Source organism: Pseudomonas frederiksbergensis, from assembly GCF_000802155.2.
Classification (GTDB): domain Bacteria; phylum Pseudomonadota; class Gammaproteobacteria; order Pseudomonadales; family Pseudomonadaceae; genus Aquipseudomonas; species Aquipseudomonas frederiksbergensis_A.
Window position 1 is genome coordinate 114,965 of the sequence record NZ_JQGJ02000004.1, and the last position, 18,153, is coordinate 133,117.

General features: G+C 60.7%; 13 protein-coding genes. 7 read left to right on the top strand and 6 right to left on the bottom strand.

Annotation, left to right across the window (positions count from 1 at the left end):
• Positions 1-159 precede the first annotated feature (159 nt).
• Positions 160-1,833 carry a DEAD/DEAH box helicase gene (locus JZ00_RS09180; RefSeq protein ID WP_039588917.1) on the top strand — a complete coding sequence of 558 codons (1,674 nt, stop codon included), beginning with the start codon at positions 160-162 and terminating at the stop codon, positions 1,831-1,833.
• Between the two features lie 102 nt (positions 1,834-1,935).
• Here the strand turns inward: JZ00_RS09180 and JZ00_RS09185 are convergent, their stop codons facing one another.
• Complete coding sequence (locus JZ00_RS09185) at positions 1,936-2,703, bottom strand: DODA-type extradiol aromatic ring-opening family dioxygenase (RefSeq protein ID WP_039588918.1); 768 nt, start codon at positions 2,701-2,703, stop codon at positions 1,936-1,938.
• Between the two features lie 104 nt (positions 2,704-2,807).
• Between JZ00_RS09185 and JZ00_RS09190 the strand changes: the two genes are divergently transcribed.
• Positions 2,808-3,461, top strand: coding sequence for a thiopurine S-methyltransferase (locus JZ00_RS09190; RefSeq protein WP_039588919.1), 654 nt, complete (start codon positions 2,808-2,810; stop codon positions 3,459-3,461).
• Between the two features lie 93 nt (positions 3,462-3,554).
• On the opposite strand, the gene htpX is transcribed toward JZ00_RS09190, so the two are convergent.
• Both htpX and JZ00_RS09200 read right to left on the bottom strand, forming a co-directional pair.
• Positions 3,555-4,442, bottom strand: a complete 888-nt coding sequence (gene htpX, locus JZ00_RS09195) for a protease HtpX (protein ID WP_003183732.1) — start codon at positions 4,440-4,442, stop codon at positions 3,555-3,557.
• Positions 4,443-4,743: 301 nt separating this feature from the next.
• Positions 4,744-5,955 carry a pyridoxal phosphate-dependent aminotransferase gene (locus JZ00_RS09200; RefSeq protein WP_039588920.1) on the bottom strand — a complete coding sequence of 404 codons (1,212 nt, stop codon included), beginning with the start codon at positions 5,953-5,955 and terminating at the stop codon, positions 4,744-4,746.
• A 220-nt stretch (positions 5,956-6,175) separates the two neighbouring features.
• Between JZ00_RS09200 and msrB the strand changes: the two genes are divergently transcribed.
• The 3 genes from msrB (at position 6,176) to JZ00_RS09215 (ending at position 7,660) form a co-directional block, all read left to right on the top strand.
• On the top strand, positions 6,176-6,571 hold the full coding sequence (msrB, locus tag JZ00_RS09205; RefSeq protein WP_039588921.1) for a peptide-methionine (R)-S-oxide reductase MsrB: 396 nt from the start codon (positions 6,176-6,178) through the stop codon (positions 6,569-6,571).
• 145 nt (positions 6,572-6,716) lie between these two features.
• A complete protein-coding gene (locus tag JZ00_RS09210; RefSeq protein WP_039588922.1) occupies positions 6,717-7,202 on the top strand; it encodes a glutathione peroxidase in 486 nt (161 codons plus the stop codon).
• Positions 7,199-7,660: a MarR family winged helix-turn-helix transcriptional regulator gene (locus JZ00_RS09215; RefSeq protein WP_039588923.1), complete on the top strand. Its 462-nt coding sequence runs from the start codon at positions 7,199-7,201 to the stop codon at positions 7,658-7,660. The genes JZ00_RS09210 and JZ00_RS09215 overlap by 4 nt, the downstream gene beginning before the upstream one ends.
• Here the strand turns inward: JZ00_RS09215 and JZ00_RS09220 are convergent.
• Positions 7,644-9,965, bottom strand: coding sequence for a hybrid sensor histidine kinase/response regulator (locus tag JZ00_RS09220; protein WP_039588924.1), 2,322 nt, complete (start codon positions 9,963-9,965; stop codon positions 7,644-7,646). The genes JZ00_RS09215 and JZ00_RS09220 overlap by 17 nt on opposite strands.
• Positions 9,966-10,128: 163 nt before the next feature.
• Here JZ00_RS09220 and JZ00_RS09225 point away from each other — a divergent pair, with 163 nt between their 5' ends.
• Both JZ00_RS09225 and JZ00_RS09230 read left to right on the top strand, forming a co-directional pair.
• Positions 10,129-11,019, top strand: a complete 891-nt coding sequence (locus tag JZ00_RS09225; protein WP_039588925.1) for an ATP-binding protein — start codon at positions 10,129-10,131, stop codon at positions 11,017-11,019.
• Complete coding sequence (locus JZ00_RS09230) at positions 11,016-11,498, top strand: GAF domain-containing protein (protein ID WP_039588926.1); 483 nt, start codon at positions 11,016-11,018, stop codon at positions 11,496-11,498. The genes JZ00_RS09225 and JZ00_RS09230 overlap by 4 nt, the downstream gene beginning before the upstream one ends.
• Here JZ00_RS09230 and JZ00_RS09235 read toward each other — a convergent pair whose 3' ends face one another.
• Together JZ00_RS09235 and JZ00_RS09240 are read right to left on the bottom strand one after the other, a co-directional pair.
• The gene (locus JZ00_RS09235) at positions 11,499-14,447 is read right to left on the bottom strand and encodes an HD domain-containing phosphohydrolase (RefSeq protein WP_039588927.1); all 2,949 of its coding nucleotides are present in this window, start codon (positions 14,445-14,447) and stop codon (positions 11,499-11,501) included. It abuts the gene before it with no gap.
• Between the two features lie 75 nt (positions 14,448-14,522).
• The gene (locus JZ00_RS09240; protein WP_039588928.1) at positions 14,523-18,143 is read right to left on the bottom strand and encodes a transporter substrate-binding domain-containing protein; all 3,621 of its coding nucleotides are present in this window, start codon (positions 18,141-18,143) and stop codon (positions 14,523-14,525) included.
• Positions 18,144-18,153 lie beyond the last annotated feature (10 nt).

Below are 18,153 nucleotides of genomic sequence, written 5' to 3' on the forward strand. Positions count from 1 at the left end.
TTGCATGTCCGCACAACGGATGCTTCCACGACGTTCTTTTTCATTCATTCGTTTTCGCAAATCCCCGCCGACAAAGCTGCCAGGGCGACTCTTGAGTCTCAACACGGCATGCGCAGCTTTGGAGCATGGGTCTTTGCGGATGCACTTAGAGGCAGACCCATGACCCAGGAAATCGGCGGCTTCGCCGCTCTTGAACTTCATCCCAATATTGTCGCTGCAGTAGTCGCTACCGGCTATGAAGAGCCTTCGGCCATTCAGCAGCAGTCGATCCCGATCATTCTCGCCGGTCACGATATGATTGGTCAGGCGCAAACCGGTACGGGTAAGACCGCCGCGTTCGCACTGCCGATCCTGCACCGCATTGATCCGTCCAAGCGCGAGCCGCAAGCTCTGATCCTGGCCCCAACCCGTGAGTTGGCGCTACAAGTTGCAACCGCTTTCGAAACCTACGCCAAGCAAATGCCAGGCGTGACTGTCGTGGCTGTCTACGGCGGCGCGCCGATGGGCCCACAACTGAAAGCAATCCGTAATGGCGCACAAATCGTTGTCGCCACCCCGGGCCGTCTGTGCGACCACCTGCGTCGCGACGAAAAAGTCCTCGCCACCGTGAACCACCTGGTTCTCGACGAAGCGGACGAAATGCTCAAGCTGGGCTTCATGGACGACTTGGAAGTCATCTTCAAGGCCATGCCTGAGACTCGCCAGACCGTCCTGTTCTCGGCCACCTTGCCTCAGTCGATCCGTGCCATCGCCGAACGCCATCTGCGCGATCCGAAGCACGTGAAGATCCAGAGCAAGACCCAGACCGTCACCGCGATCGAGCAGGCTCACCTGCTGGTTCACGCCGACCAGAAGACCTCTGCCGTCCTGAGCCTGCTGGAAGTCGAGGATTTCGACGCCCTGATCATGTTCGTGCGCACCAAGCAAGCGACCCTGGACCTGGCCAGCGCCCTGGAAGCCAAAGGCTACAAGGCTGCTGCGCTGAACGGCGACATCGCCCAGAACCAGCGTGAACGCGTGATCGATTCCCTCAAGGATGGCCGCCTGGACATCGTTGTGGCGACCGACGTCGCTGCCCGTGGCCTGGACGTGCCGCGCATCACCCACGTGTTCAACGTGGACATGCCGTACGATCCGGAGTCCTACGTTCACCGTATCGGCCGTACCGGCCGTGCCGGTCGCGAAGGTCGCGCGCTGCTGCTGGTGACCCCGCGCGAGCGCCGCATGCTGCAAGTCATCGAGCGTGTGACGGGCCAGAAGGTGGCTGAAGTTCGCCTGCCGGACGCCCAGGCCGTTCTCGATGCGCGCATCAAGAAGCTGACCAACAGCCTGTCGCCGCTGGTGGCTGACGCCGAGTCGACCCACGGTGATCTGCTTGATCGCCTGACCGCCGACATCGGTTGCACCCCGCGTGCCCTGGCCGCTGCCCTGCTGCGCAAGGCCACCAACGGCCAAGCACTGAACCTGGCTGCAATCGAGAAGGAACGTCCACTGGTGCCGAACAGCGCACCGCGTGGCGACCGTCCTGAGCGCAGCGGTGATCGTCCGGACCGTGGTGATCGCGAGCGTCGTGCACCGATCCCGCTGGCCGAAGGCCGTGCCCGTTGCCGTACCGCGCTGGGCGCTCGTGACGGCATTGCCGCCAAGAACCTGCTTGGCGCGATCCTCAACGAAGGCGGCCTGGCCCGCGAAGCCATCGGTCGTATTCAGGTGCGTGACAGCTTCAGCCTGGTGGAACTGCCGGAAGATGGCCTGGAGAAGTTGCTGACCAAGCTCAAGGACACCCGCGTGGCCGGCAAGCAGCTCAAGCTGCGTCGCTACCGCGAGGATTGATCGACTTGCGGGTTGATTGATCGAGCATGAAAAAATCCCCGACTGGTTCGGGGATTTTTTTGCCTGTCGTTTGGTGCGCCTCAGATGGATCGGCCCGGCCCATCAGTCGAACCGATAGATATCCATCCCCAGTGTTCCCATGGTGAAACCTGCATGGGCAACGCTGAATTTTCCACCGGCGCTGCGAGCAAAAAACAGCGGCAACAAATGCTCATCGCTGGGATGGCTGCGCACGGCATTGGGCGCCTGTCGGCGGTAATCGTGCAGCGCGGGCTCGTTGTTGGCCGCCAGTTGCTCGACTATCCAATCACGAAACGCCTTGGCCCACGGCTCGATGCTGTCGGGGCCGGCGTTCCAATCCAGGTCGCGCAGGTTGTGCGTAATGCTTCCGGAACCGATCACCAGCACGTCTTGTTCGCGCAGGTTCGCCAACGCGTGACCGACTCGCGTTTGCAGCGTCGGCCCCTGGCGGCTAGGCAAAGAGACCTGTACCACGGGAATATCCGCCTCGGGATACATCAACAATAACGGCACCCAGACGCCATGGTCGGATGGCCGCTGAGGGTCGAGGCGTGCCGGCAGATGCGCGGCGTTGAGCATGTCTGCCACCTGTCTTGCCAGTCGAGGATCGCCAGGCGCCGGGTATTGCACCTCATACAATGCAGGTGGAAAGCCGCCGAAGTCGTGCCAGGTGCGTGGCTGCGGATTGGCGCTGACCAGCAGCTCATCGCTCTCCCAATGAGCCGAGACTACGACAATGGCCTTGGGCCTGGGCAGTTGTGCGGCCAGGCGAGCCAGGGCCGGGCCGCTTTCGCCGGGTTCCAGGGCAAGCATGGGTGAGCCATGGGAAATAAACAGGCTGGGCAGCATGAGCGGGCTCCTGAGCGTTAAGATGTGTCATCTTCTGCCAGGTCAATGATCAAAATCTAATATAAGTTTTGAGCTGTTTTGATCGAATTTATGGAGCGAACCCCATGGATCCCGAGTTTTGGCATAAGCGCTGGTCCGCCAACCAGATCGGTTTTCATCTGCCGCAAGTGAACCCTTACCTTCAGCGTTTCTGGCCCCAGTTGGGATTGCCTGAAGAGACACGAGTGTTGGTGCCCCTGTGCGGTAAGACCCTGGATATGCTGTGGTTGGCCGAGCAGGGTTGCTCAGTGCTCGGCGTGGAACTGTCGGAAAAAGCTGTCACTGATTTTTTCCGGGAGCACCAGCTTGAGCCGAACGTGAGTGAGGAGGGCGCCTTCAAGGTATTTCGTGCCGGTGCCATCGAAATTCGCTGCGGCGATTTCTTTGCTTTGACGCCATTGGATGTCGCTGATTGCGCGACGTTGTATGACCGCGCGGCATTGATCGCCTTGCCGGCGCCGATGCGCGAGCGGTACGTGGCCCACTTGCAGCGGATATTGCCAGACTGTGTCGGACTGTTGATTACGCTCGATTACAACCAGGACGAAATGCCTGGACCGCCGTTTTCCGTTGGGCATGACGAGGTGCAGCGGTTGCTGGGTGGAGGCTGGCAGCTGGAGGTCTTGCTGGAGCAGGATGTGTTGGGAGAGAGCTGGAAATTCTTGCAGGCGGGTGTGAAGCGGTTGGATGAGCGGGTGTATCTCCTTTCCAGGCTTTGATATGTGGTGCTTATGACAGGCCAGGCACCGCATGAAACGATCGCCACAAAAAAGCCCGCATCGCTGCGGGCTTTCCTTTTGAGGCTCTAGCGATCAACCACGGCGACGCAGTGCGTCGATTCGCTCTTCCAGCGGCGGGTGGCTCATGAACATGCGGGCCAGGCCCTGCTTGATGCCGCCGTTGATGCCAAAGGCATTCAAGGTGTCGGGCATGTGCACCGGCAGACCTTGCTCGGCCCGCAGGCGTTGCAGGGCGCCGATCATGGCGCTGGTGCCGGCCAGGCGGGCACCGGCGTCATCGGCGCGGAATTCGCGTTTACGCGAGAACCACATGACGATGGCGCTGGCGAGGATGCCCAGTACCAGCTCGGCGAAAATGGTTGCCACGTAATAGGCGATGCCTTGGCCTTCTTCGTTCTTGAAGATCACCTTGTCGACAAAGTTGCCAATGATGCGGGCGAAGAACATCACGAAGGTGTTCACCACGCCTTGGATCAACGCCAAGGTCACCATGTCGCCGTTGGCGACGTGACCGATCTCGTGCGCCAGTACAGCCTTGACTTCGTCCGGCGAAAACCGTTCGAGCAGGCCCTGGCTAACCGCGACCAGGGCGTCGTTCTTGTTCCAGCCGGTGGCAAAGGCGTTGGCCTCGTAAGCCGGGAAAATCCCGACTTCGGGCATCTTGATGCCGGCTTCACGGGACAGCTGCTCTACAGTCTGCAGCAGCCATTGTTCGTGGCGAGTGCGCGGCTGGCTGATGATCTGGGTGCCGGTGCTCATCTTCGCCATCCACTTGGAGATGAACAGCGAGAACAGGGAACCGGCGAAACCGAACACCGCACAGAAGATCAGCAGCTGATTGAGGTTGAGATCAACCCCGTTGGCCGCCATGAACCCGTTGAAGCCGAAAAGGCTCAGGGTGATGCTGGCAATCAGCACGACCGCCAGGTTAGTGGCCAAAAACAGCAGGATGCGCATCATGGTGGTAGCAATCTCCTCATGCTAAAGATGTAGCGTTATGCGGGGTATATAAGGTGCTGCCGCGGGCTATTCAACTCGCCTACTATTTCAAACTGTGTCCTACACGCATCCTAAATGTTTGAAAGACTTTTCTGAAAGTCGTCGCGGAATTGAGATTTGACGTCCATGCCCCCTGAACGTTGAGTCTCCTCTCATACCGGATGCTCGATTCCCAGTGTAGAAGGCCAGCCGCCGCGCAAAGAACGGATGTGTTGCTGAATCAGACAGCGTGCGAGGCGAGGGCCCTCGCACGCTGGCCGGACTACTGGCGGTAGGACTTGAGGAAGTTGCCGATGCGGCCGATGGCCTGGTCGAGGTCGTCGACCCGGGGCAGGGTCACAACGCGGAAATGATCCGGCCATGGCCAGTTGAACGCCGTGCCCTGGACGACCAGCAGCTTCTCGGACAGCAGCAGGTCGAGGACGAATTTTTCGTCGTTGTGGATTGGGCAGACTTTCGGGTCGATCCGTGGGAAGGCATACAAGGCCCCCATTGGCTTGACGCAGCTGACGCCAGGGATGTCGTTGAGCAATTCCCACGTACGGTTGCGTTGCTCCAGCAGCCGGCCCTGGGGCAGGACCAGGTCGTTGATGCTCTGGTAGCCACCCAGCGCCGTCTGGATCGCGTGCTGGCTCGGCACGTTGGCGCACAGGCGCATGTTGGCCAGCATGTCGATGCCTTCGATGTAGCTCTGGGCGTGATGCTTGGGCCCGGAAATGGCGATCCAGCCGGAGCGGAAGCCGGCGACGCGATAGGACTTGGACAAACCGTTGAAGGTCAGGCAAAGAAGGTCGGGCGCAAGGGAGGCGGTGCAGACGTGCACGGCGTCGTCGTACAGGATCTTGTCGTAGATCTCGTCGGAAAACACCACCAGGTTGTGCTGGCGGGCCAGTTCCAGCATGCCCAGCAACACTTCCCGGGAATAGACGGCGCCGGTCGGGTTGTTCGGATTGATGATCACCAGGGCCTTGGTGTTGGGCGTGATCTTGGCCTTGATGTCCGCCAGGTCGGGAAACCAATCGGCTTGTTCATCGCACAAGTAATGCACCGGATTGCCGCCGGACAGGCTCACGGCAGCCGTCCACAGCGGATAGTCCGGTGCTGGTACCAGCACTTCATCGCCGTTGTTGAGCAGGGCCTGCATGGACATCACGATCAGCTCGGACACGCCGTTGCCCAGGTAGATGTCCTCGATACCGATGCCCTCGACCTGCTTCTGCTGGTAATACTGCATCACGGCCTTGCGCGCACTGAACAGGCCTTTGGAGTCGCTGTAGCCCTGGGCGGTCGGCAGGTTGCGGATGACGTCCTGGAGGATCTCATCGGGCGCTTCGAAACCAAAGGGCGCCGGGTTGCCGATGTTCAGCTTGAGGATGCGGTGGCCTTCCTCTTCCAGGCGTTTGGCGTGCTTGAGCACCGGGCCGCGAATGTCGTAGCAGACGTTGGCGAGCTTGTTCGATTTGCTGACCTGCATGGCGATGTGTTCCCGAAAATGAACGATCCAGGGGGCAGATGAACTACCGTACTGGGGATCCTGCGTCTGTGCCCGGGCCGGACGCGGTAGATGCGCCACAATCCATTTGAATGCGCATGGCGTGACTGCCAGACTGGCGCCTGACGAGGCGCAATCATACGTGCCGCCCGATCTGCGGAAAAGCGTCGGATCGGGCTTTTTCAATTGCCGAGGTAGGACGATGGAAAAGTTGGAGAAAACCCTTGAAGAATGGCGTGAGATGCTCGATCCGGAGCAATACAACGTCTGCAGGCTCAAAGGCACCGAGCGACCGTTCTCCGGCAAATACAACGAGACCAAGATCGACGGCGTTTACCACTGCATTTGCTGCAACGAACCGCTGTTTGATTCGACGACCAAGTTCGATTCGGGCTGTGGCTGGCCGAGTTTCTACGCGCCGATCAAAGGCCGCGCGGTGGTGGAAATACGGGATGTGAGCCATGGCATGATTCGCACCGAGGTGGTCTGCGCCAAATGCGACGCGCACCTGGGCCACGTCTTCCCCGACGGCCCGCCGCCTACCGGCTTGCGTTATTGCATCAACTCGGTGTGCCTGGATCTGGTGCCGCGCGAGTAAGACTCGGCGCGGCCTTCGTGGCGAGGGGGCAAGCTCCCTCGCCACAAGAGCCGTTTGGTTTTATCGAGGTGTCCGGATAATTAAATTGCACACAATTTAATTGCTCGCTATCTTCGTCTCCCCAACCTTTCCAGGAGCCGCCGTCATGACTGACAATTTGCTGAGCATTCCCTGCACCACCATCAAGGGTGAAGAAAAGACCCTCGCGGATTTCGCCGGCAAGGCCGTTTTGGTGGTCAATACTGCCAGCCAATGTGGCTTTACCCCGCAGTACAAGGGGCTTGAGGCATTGTGGCAGTCCTACAAGGACCAGGGGCTGGTGGTACTGGGTTTTCCCTGCAATCAGTTCGGCAAGCAGGAGCCAGGCAACGAAGGCGCCATTTCCGAGTTTTGCGAGCTCAATTTCGGCGTGAGCTTTCCACTGTTCAAGAAAGTCGAAGTCAACGGCGCCAATGCCCATCCATTGTTCGTCCAGCTCAAGCAGCGGGCGCCTGGCGTGCTGGGGTCCAAGGGCATCAAATGGAATTTCACCAAGTTCCTGATCGGCAAGGACGGCCAAGTGGTCAAGCGCTTTGCCCCGACCACCAAGCCCCAGGACCTCACCGCCGAGATCGAAGCCCTGCTCAAATGAATGATCTGCCAGTCGATTCGCTGAAGCTCGACAGCCAGCTGTGCTTCAAGTTGTACGCCGCATCGCGGGCGGTGATCCGTGGCTACAAGCCGATGCTGGAACAGCTTGGCCTGACCTACCCGCAATACCTGGCGATGCTCGTACTGTGGGAATGGCAGGACAACACGCCGGAGCAGCCGACTGTAAAAGCCCTGGGCGAACGCTTGCTGCTCGATTCAGGCACGCTGACGCCGCTGCTCAAGCGTTTGGAACAGCTGGAGCTGGTCCAGCGCCAGCGTTCGGCCCGGGATGAACGCGAGGTGCACCTGAGCCTGTCGGAAAGCGGAAAGGCGTTGCGTGAGCAAGTCGGCCCGCTCAAGGCTCGCTTGTTGTGCGACAGCGGCGTCGATCTGGATCGCTTGGGTGACCTGCGCGATGGCCTGGACCACCTGTTGGCCCAGATCAAAGCGCTGACGTAGTGGGCACCCATTGATCCAGCAGTGCGGCCAGTTCTTCGCGACGGAACGGCTTGGACAGATAGTCGCTCATGCCAGCGGCCCGGCAGCGCTCCCGTTCCTCGGGCATGGCGTTGGCCGTCAGCGCGACAATCGGCAGGTCCGGCCAGCGCCCGCTGCGGCGGATCTGCCGGCTGGCTTCGTAACCGTCCATGACCGGCATGTTGCAGTCCATCAAGACGAGGTCGAATTCCCGTTGTTCGAGCTGGTCCAGGCCCTCGGCGCCATGGGCCGCGACAACCACTTCACACCCCAGTTTGATCAGCATCCCCTTGGCCACCAGTTGGTTGACGGGGTTGTCTTCCACCAGCAGCACGCGAGCACGCAAGGCGGGGGCCGAGGCTTCTATCTGCGCTTCATTGATCGTGGTCGCCTCGCTTTGCAAGGCACGACGCAAAATCTGGTAAAGCGCATGGCGCGCCAACGGCCGGGCCTGTTGCAGCAAGGGGGCGAGGGCGCTCGCTTCTTCGCTGGGCATGAAACTGCCGTAGGCGGTGACCAACAGGATGGGGGCGTCGAAGGTCGGTCGCAGGTTGAACAGGCATTCCGGGCAATCGGTCACCAGGACGTCGGGCTTGAGCCCCAGCAGCCCGTCATCGACGGAACGCTGGATATAGTCCACTCCCCAGGCGGGTAGCAACATGCCCAGCAGTTCGCTCAGCCCGCTGTTGGAGGTGGTAATGGCCACGACGTTTCCATGCAAGGGCTCGATGGGCGCAGCGGGGGTGTGGCAAGGCAGCGGCAGGTCTGCGCAGAACTGGCTGCCGAAGCCGGCTTCGGAGCTGATCGTCAGCCGGCCCTGCATGGCTTCGCAGAGGTTGTAGGTCAATGCTAGCCCCAACCCGGTGCCGCCGAACTGGCGAGTAATGCCGGCGCCGGCCTGGGTGAACGGCTGGAGAATCCGCGCCTGGGCCTCCTGGGGGATGCCGATGCCGGTGTCGCAGACTTCGATCCGCACGCCGCCTTCGTACTGGCTCAAGCGCACATCGACCCGGCCGAAGCGGGTGAACTTCAAGGCGTTGGACAGCAGGTTGCTGACGATCTGGCGGACGCGGGTCGGGTCGCCAAGCACCTGCGCGGGAAACTGCGGATCGATCAGGCACGCCAGCTCTACGCTCGGGGCGGCATTCTGGGAGAGCAGGTTGGCGGTGTCTTCAATCAGCGAACCCAGGTCGAATGGAATGCGTTCGAGTTCCAATTGACCGGCGTCGAATTTGGACAGGTCGAGGATATCGTTCAGCAGCTCGACCAGTACCTTGCCCGAGTCGTGGGCAATCGACAGTTGTTGCTGTTGTTCGGCGGTCAGCGGGCCGTCCAGCGACAGCGCGATCATCCCGAGCAGGCCGTTGAGTGGCGTGCGGATCTCATGGCTCATGTTGGCAAGGAATGCGGAGCGTGCGTCGGCCATGTCCAGGGCGGTACGCCGGGCCACTTCCAGCTCTTCGTTGGACTGGCTGAGGCGGGCGTTGATGGCCTTGAGTTCGGCGGTGCGCGCCGAAACGATGTTTTCCAGTTGCGCCAGGTAATCGGTGAGGCGATTTTCAGCCGTGCGCCGCTGCTGGATCTCGGTGGAGATATTTTCGAACTGCTGGTTGGCGACCGATACCAGCACGCCGATTTCATCGTATTGATGGCCGGAAGGGCATTCCAGCGGGCTCTGTTCGAGGGTGCCGGGATCGCGGCTGCTCAGCTCGCGGATGACCCTCACCAACGGCTTTGTGAGCATGACGTAGAACAGCGCCAGCAGCAGGCCGGTCAGGATCAGGCTGCGGGCGAAACCGTTGAGCAAGGTGATTTCGGCCCGACGCAGGAAGCGACTGCCAAACGAATACGTGTCGACATCCAACCGCAACACACCCAGGGATTCTCCGGGCAGATGGCTCAGGTAGAGCCGGTCTTCGAACTGGCGTTGGGCGCCAAAGAGAAAGTCACTGATGAACCGGTAGCTGCTCTGTAATTCGGGGCGCTTGACGCTGGCCAGGATCGTATTGTTGTTGTCGATCAGTTCGGCGCCGATGATGGCCGGTGAGCGCAACAGGCCCAGGGCCAGTTCCTGGGCGAGTTCGGCGTCGATGTTGTAGGCGATGCGCGAGGCCGGGTTGTGGCTGATTTCCAGCAACGAGAGGATTTCACGGTTGATCGACGCGTCTTCGCTGGCATAATCGATGCCGATCTGCACCAGGCTTAGCAACGTGCCCAGCACGAAACCCACCAGGACGGTCAGTCGGGCCTGTTTGTACGACAGACGTTGGGTGAACCTGATGTCCATGGAATGGTGAACCACTTACGTTTCCCTTCGCCGGTCAAGCATAGCTGATCATCTCTGAATACCGGTGCGACCGGTGTGTAGTGTGTGAAACAAACCCGCCATCGGCTTCGTCGTTTCGTCGTTGTAGCGTCATCATTACTGTGAACTTGTCCGAGGAGAAGACGTGGACGCCCGATTGATTGCTTTTCTTGAGCGCGCCGATGCGATGCTGGCCCGTATCGAGCCCCTGTTGCCCGCGCCACGGCCCGCCATCGACTGGAACCAGACCCTGGCCGCCCGTTGGCAACGCGACGGGCGCGGCGGTTTCCTGCTGCCGCTGCAGGTCAGCCTCGACATGCGCCTGTCGGACCTGATCGGTGTGGATCGCCAGGTCGAACAGTTGGGGCGCAACACCCGGCAATTCATCGATGGCATGCCGGCCAACCATGCGTTGCTCTGGGGCTCGCGCGGCACTGGCAAGTCGTCGCTGGTGCGGGCCTTGCTGGCCGAACATGCCGGCCAGGGGCTGCGCTTGATCGAGATCGAGCGCGATCATTTGGCCGATCTGCCTCGGGTGGTCGAGCAGGTAGCGAAATTGCCCCAGCGCTTCGTGGTCTTCTGCGACGACTTGTCGTTCGAATCCGGCGAAGGTGACTACCGCGTGCTCAAGAGCGTGCTTGACGGTTCCCTTGAACAAGCCCCGGACAACGTGTTGCTGTATGCCACCTCGAACCGCCGCCACCTGGTGCCGGAGAAGGAAAGCGACAACGAGAACTGGAAGCGGGTCGACGGCGAGCTTCATCCCAGTGAAGCCGTGGAGGACAAGATCGCCTTGTCTGACCGCTTCGGTCTCTGGCTGTCGTTCTACCCCTTTACCCAGGAGCATTTCCTCGACGTGGTGGAGCATTGGATCGGCGAGCTCGCGGCGAAGGCCGGACTGGCCTGGCAACGTGACGAAACGTTGGAAATACAGGCGGTTCGCTGGGCGACCGGACGCGGCAATCGCAACGGGCGCTGCGCCTATCAATTCGCCCGTTATTGGGTGGGCCTCAAACTCCTGGAGCACAACGCATGATCGATTTGAAAAGCACCGGCGAAGGCCTCGAAGGCTATGGCTTGTTATCGGCACAGCTGCAATCGCTGCTGGCGGATGAGCGCGATTTCATTGCCAACGCGGCACAGTTCTCGGCCTTCCTGTTCAGTCAACTGGACGACCTCAACTGGGCTGGTTTTTACCTCAATCGCAACGATGAACTGGTGCTGGGTCCGTTCCAGGGGCAGATCGCCTGTGTACGGATTCCCTTTGGCCGCGGCGTGTGTGGAGCCGCTGCGGCAAGCCGCCAGACCCAGCGCGTCGAGGATGTCCATGCCTTTGCCGGGCACATCGCCTGCGACAGTGCCTCGAACAGCGAGTTGGTGGTGCCGTTGGTCAAGGACGGACGCTTGATCGGCGTGCTGGACCTGGACAGTCCGAAACTGGCGCGCTTTACCGAGCATGACCAGGCCGGCATCGAACAATTGGCCGCGATATTCCTGCGCCTGACCGATTGCTGATCATGCGGTCAATCCTGCCTTGGCCAGCAGGCTGTCCGGGTCGATTTCATCGATCTGGCGTGGGTCAAGAAACGCCTCGGCATAGCGCAGGTAGATCCTTTCTTCGATGAACAACCCGAACAGCTCGGGATCGATATGGGCGTCGCGGCACATGGTGGCCATGATGCCCAGGGCTTCGCTCAGCTTCTTGGCTTTTTTATACGGGCGATCAGCCGCTGTCAGGGCTTCGAAAATATCCGCGATCGCCATCATTCGAGCCGGCAGGCTCATCTGCTCGCGCTTCAATCGCTTGGGATAACCGGTGCCGTCCATTTTCTCGTGATGGCCGCCGGCAATTTCCGCAACGTTTTCCAAGTGGCTGGGGAAGGGCAACTGGCTGAGCATCAGGATCGTCTGGACCATGTGATGGTTGATCACGTAGCGCTCTTCGCGAGTGAGCGTGCCGCGCGTGATGCTGAGGTTGTAGAGTTCGCCGCGGTTGTATTTCCAGGTCGGCACATCGAGCTGGAAGCCCCATCGATTGTCCGCCGGAATCAGCTCGGCCTCATGCCGCTCGAGCAGATGCTCGGGCTTGTCCGCCAGCAGAGGTTCAACGACGGGCAGCGTCGGCTTGGGCGTGCGCGCCTGGCGACGGTTCTCTTCCCAGGAAACCCCCAGGCGATCGTCCAGGGTCCGGGTCCATGTGCGCCGGGCGATGTGTTGCAGGCGTAGCAGGTCGGCATCGGCCATGGCTTCTGAACCGAGGTTGCAACGTGCGACGAAGGCGAAGTCATCGTCGAGGGCGGCCAGTGTCGCGTCGCGTTGCGCGGCCAGGGGTGAGGCGTCGCCTCCAGTTGCCAGTCCCTGCCAGTAGTCGATCCAGGCGTCGCGCTTGAGGACTTCGAAACGGGTTCGGATCTCGTGGATGCGATCATTCAGGGTTTCCAGCTTAGTGGCTTTGTCCACCACGTATTCGGGTGTGGTGACCTTGCCACAATCGTGCAGCCAGGCAGCGATGTGCAGCGCCTCCCATTCGTCTTCGGTCGGCTGGTAGCCTTCGAACGCTGGCGCCGGGCTGGCGGCGGCGGCCTGGGCAAGCATCAGCGTCAGGGCCGGTACTCGCTGGCAATGGCCGCCGGTGTAGGGGCTTTTGGCATCGATCGCGCCGGCAAGCAATTGTATGAATGAGTCGAGCAGTTGCTTTTGCCTGGCTTGCAGGCGCTGGCTTTCGATGCTCACCGTCGCGGTGCCGGACACGGCCTGCAGGAATGCGATGCGGTCCGGCTGGAGTTTTTCCAGGTCCGCTTCGGTGCCTGTGTCAGTGATCAACAAGACCAGCGCGCCGACGGTTTCCTGATGACGGTTGCACAAGCGAATGCCGATCAGGTGGACCCGTGGCGCGTCCAGCGCAAGCAGGACACTGCGCAAGTCGGCCGCCTGCTCGAAGCCCAGGGATGAAACCAGGGTTTGCGCGGTGGCCAGTTCACGAAGCCACTGGGGATTGTCCGCGGCGCCCAATCCATAGCCTCGCAGCGCGAAGGTTTGCGGATCCCGAGGCGATCCGTCGATGACCAGTCCGTAGGGCTTGATGTGCTCGCCATCGCTCTCGCGCAGATAGATCAGGCCGGCTTGGGCCTGGGCGATTTTCACGGTCTCGAACAGCACGCGTTCCAGTAGCGGGGCGAAGCGGGTTTCGGCGCGCAGGCTGGCGGTAATCTCGAAGAAACTTGCCAGGGTTTCTTTCATGCGGCCCATCGAAACGCCTAATTGATCGACTTCCAGCACAGGGGAGCGACGGGACACCGGGTAGTTGAAATTGAAACTGCGGATGGCATCGGCTTCTTGCACCAGGGCACGCAATGGCTTGACCAGTATCCTGGAGGTCAGCCAGCCCAAGGGCAGGCACAGCAGCAACGTGGCGAGGGTGATCAGCGCGCCTTGCCAACGCATGCGATAGGCACCGGCCAGCAACTCGTCTTCCGGAACCAGCAACGCCAGTTCCAGACCCTTCGGCCCGCCTTCCTGCATGTGACTGCGAGAAACGATCCACTCACGGCCCAACGCCTCCAGGCGCGGTGTGTCAGCGTCGTTGTCGAGCGCGGTGGCAATGGCGGGGTGCAGGTCACGTGCCTTGATCAGGCGTGCCGACTGGCTGTCGGTGATCAACCGCTCGCTGTCGGGGTATCCCACTGCGTTGCCTTGGAGATCGATCAGGACAATTTCGGTGCCGGCGGTCACCTTGTGCTTGGCCAGCGTCTGGGAGAGGGCGGCCAGGGTCAGGTCCGCACCGATGACCGCCTGATCGCCACTTCGACGGGCCAGGGTCGTGCCGATGTTGCGGCTGGAAAAAAACACATAGGGCTCGGTGGTGATCTGTTCGTTGCTGTCCATTGCGCTGCGAAACCAGCTGCGACTGCGCGGATCGAACGTCTCGCCGGGGTTGTCGCGACGGCCGATGAGCGTCAGGGCCTGGTCGTAGAACAGCGACTGGGAGATTACCTGGCCTTCGTTGTCCGGACGCTCGACGGTCCAGACCTCGTAGTGTGCAGCGGCCGGCGCCTTGAGCGCGGTTTTTGCGGCTTCTGTACGCAACGGCCGGACCATCAGGAAGTTGCCATCGCGATCGCCCAGGTACAGCGATGCCAGGTTCGGGTTGTCCCGCAGTGCCTGGGTGAAAGGACCGAGCAAGGCCAGTCGCTGAGCCATCCGGGGCTCTCGGGTCGCCGGGTAGTGCGCCAGCAGGCCCAGCAGATGGCGGATCGGTTCATAGGTGTCGTAAAGGTCCAGGCGCACGTCCTGTTCGATTCGATTGAACAGCTGTTCGCTGCTGGACAGGATGATCTGGGTGGTTTGCCGGTAGTTGAAGACGCCCAGCACCACACCGGTCAGCAGCAGGAGCAGCGTGAACATCACGCTGATATGAACGTGCAGGGGAAACCGGCGTTTTTGCGGACGCGGTGCGCTGGGCATTTCCGTCACTCCAAGTGTTGGGGGAGATCGCCCCCGGCTACGCACTGCTGAGCGAACAGCATAGTAAACACTGGATTAATTTGCCTTGGCGATCTCCGTTTCCAGGGCCTGCTCCAGTTCGGCCATGGCCCGGCACAGCGCGTGCGTGCCTTCATCGATGCGCTCCGGTGAAGCACCTTGCTGGCAGGCCTGTTCCAGTGCCTCGCACAATTGGATCAGCGAGTTCGCCTGCACGATGCGGGCGACACCTTTTATCTTGTGCGCTGCCTCGGTGATCGCCTGTCGATTTGCCCCTCGGGCGACATCGAGCAGCTCTTGGCGGTCGGCACGGTTGCTCCTGAGCAGTTCAGCCAGCAAGCGCTGGATGGACACAGAGTCGCCACCCGTCAGCATGTGCAGGCTCTGGACGTTGAAAGCGGGGGGGCGGTTGTTGGGCTTGATGGCGCTCATCCATTGATTCAGGGCGTTCAGGCTGATCGGTTTGAACAGGCAGTCGTCCATCCCGGCATCCTTGCAGCGTTGTTTTTCTTCGGGTTGTGCATTGGCCGTGAATCCCAGGATGGTGCAGGGCGATCGTTGTTGCTCGGCCTCGTGCCGACGGATCGCCCCGGCGAGTTCGTAGCCGCTCATGACCGGCATGTTGCAGTCGGCGATGACCAGGTCGAAGTTCCCTTCCTGCCAGGCCTTGAAGCCTTGTTCGCCGTCATGGCTGACATGGTGATGATGACCGAGATAATCCAGTTGCTGCGACATCAGCAAGCGATTGGCCGGATGATCGTCCACGACCAGGACATTCAGTGGGCACGCGGCTGTTTCAACGACAGGCGTGACGGGAGCGCGAACCTTTGCGTCAGGCAGGATGGCCAAGGGCAGGCAAACCTGGACCTGGGTCCCGGCGCCCGGTTGACTGTTCATGTGAATTTCACCGCCCATGACCTGGCACAAGTGGCGGCTGATCACCAGGCCCAGCCCGGCACCCTTGCGGGCCATCCGGTTACTGTTGTCGACCTGGGCAAACGGCTCGAACAAGCGTTGCAGGTCGGCGGGGCTGATACCGATGCCGCTGTCGCGGATGTCCAATTGCATTCGAAGGGTGTCTTCCCCGATCGTGCGGGACAGTTTCACGCTGACACTCACTTCGCCTCGCTCGGTGAACTTCAGGGCGTTGCTGATCAGGTTCGAAATTACCTGTTTGAATCGCAGCGGGTCCATCAACACGTCCGGGTTGCCCTCGGCGGGTTCGAATCGCAACGACAGTGCCAGGTTTTTCTGCCGGGCCAGTCCTTCGAAAACCCGCATCACCGATTGCACCAGGGCCTTGAGGTCGACCCGTTCGGGCGCAAGCCCCAAGTGGCCGGATTCGATACGGGCGATGTCGAGGATATCGCCGATCAGGTCGAGCATGCCGGAGGCCGACTCGTATGCGACCTCTATTGCCGCGCGGTCCATCTGGCCTTTGTCGGCATGCTTGAGGGCCAGCTCGAGCATGCCGATCACGGCGTTCATTGGCGTGCGGATTTCATGGCTCATGGTCGCAAGGAAGGTGCTCTTGGCCCGATTGGCGTTCTCGGCCTGCTCTTTGGCGGCCCGCAGTTCTTCGACAAGCTGCCTTCGTTCGCTGATATCGATCCAGCCGCCGATGATGCCCTGCACCTGCGCCGCCGAATTGCGGTAGGGAAGGATCCAGTGGTAGATCGTCAGTTTCCTGTTACCGATGTGCAGCGGCCGATCAACGATCATGGGCGAGCCTTCAGCCATGACGCGCTGATAATCCGCCTGGTACTCCTGTGCTTCGAACGCGTTGCTCATCGAGCCGGGCATGACGTTCTTTCCGACGACGTCTTCGCGTTTCACGTCGAACGTTTCAAGGTAGCTGTCGTTGCAGCTTTGCAGGAATCCGTTGCGATCTCTCACATAGATGGGGTGGGGCGTGCCGTTGAGCAGGGCATGCATGAACTCCAATTGGTCATTGAGGGCCAGTTCCGCCTGCTGGCGTTGCCTGATCTGTCGTTGCATGTAGGCGTTCCATGCCAGCGAGAGCAGGAGCAACAGGCCCGCGCCGGCGGCAACTTGCAGGAACAAGCGGTTATAGGTGCGCCAGGCCATCTCCGATGCCGGGATGAAGCCCCGCCAATGGTTGTTGATAACCCCCAGTTCGTCCGGGTCGATGCTCGACAAGGCCTTGTCGAGAATGGAATTGAGCTCCGTGGCGTCTTTTGCGGCGGCTAATGAGAACATCGCCTGACGTGTGCCGACGGTACTGCTGATTTGCAGTGTGTCGCGCAATGCATGGGACGTCATGAAGTAACTGGCCATGACCAGCGAAGTCACGCTCCCATCCGCCTGACCCTGGGCGACCAACTGGACTGCATTCAACGAGTCGGTGGTTTCGATTATCTGCAGGCTTGGATATTGGGTGCGTAGCCAATCGATGACGGGGTTGCTTTTGGCCACCGCCAGGCGCTTGCCAGCGAATTGGTCCAGCGTCGTGGGGGCGTCGGACTGTTTGCGTATCAACAGGACGAAAGAGCTGTCCAGGTAGGGGCGACTGAATTTGAGCACGTCCTGCCGCTCGCGGCTGGGCAGGAGCGCGGCAATGACGTCGGCCTGGTCGTTGAGGACCGCGGCGATCATGTCGTTGTCCGTCCGATGGCGTTGGATATCCAGGCGCAGGCCGGTACGCAGCCTGACCAGTTCAAGCAAGTCGGCGCTGATCCCACGAAAGTCGCCGTCAGGATCGAAAAAAGTAAAGGGGGCAAACGTTTCGTTCACCGCCACCCGTACCGTGGGGTGCTCAGCCAGCCAGCGTTGTTCGCGCTCGGTCAGTTGTATCTTGTAATTGGTGAGGTAAAGATCGCTACCCGCACTCCAACGCTTGGCAATCGCTGCTTGTTCGGCAATGGGAATCTGGTTCAGCGTGGCGTTGACGATGTCCAGCAATCGGGTGTTGTCCTGCCGCAGCGCGAAGCCGAATCCGTGCGACTCGTGCTTTGCGAAGCTGGCCATGCGGATGTTGCTCAGGTAACCCTTGCTGATCATGTAATGGGTGGAAATGGTGTCGCCGAGGAAGACATCGGACTGCCCGAATGCGACCGCATTGATGGCGTTCTGGTAGGAGGGGTACGCGGTAATCAGTGCCTTGGGGTAGAGCTTTTCGATCTCGTGCAGCGGCAGGTAGTGATAAACCATGCTGAGCCGCAGCCCTTCGAGATCGTCGGTCAGGGGGCGGTTTTCGTTCGTGCGGGTAACCAGGACCGGTTGATCGACGGCGTAGGGCGTTGACAGGACGACACCCCTGGTTCGGGCTTCGAAGCCGTTGGCACTGCCGAGCAGGTCGATTTGTCCAGTCTTGAGCGCGTCGAGGGCCGCCTCACGGGAAGTGAACCGCAGGACTTTCATCGGCAGGCCGGTCGCCTTGGCGATGAGGCCCGCGTAGTCGGCGGTCATGCCTTCATAGTCGCGCCCGCTGGTGGAAAGATCGAAGGGCGGATAGTCAGGTGCAGAGGTGCCCAGGATCAGTTCCCGACGACCGTTCAGCCAGGTGCGATGGGCATCATCGAGCCGGACCTCGATGGAGTCTGAAGTCGAGCGACTCAGCAACGTATAACGTTCGGGCACACTCGCCGCCGCCACGAGGATTCCCGCGTATAACCATGCGCTCAATAATAAAAGGCATCTGCTTATGCGATTGAACATCCGGTTTTCT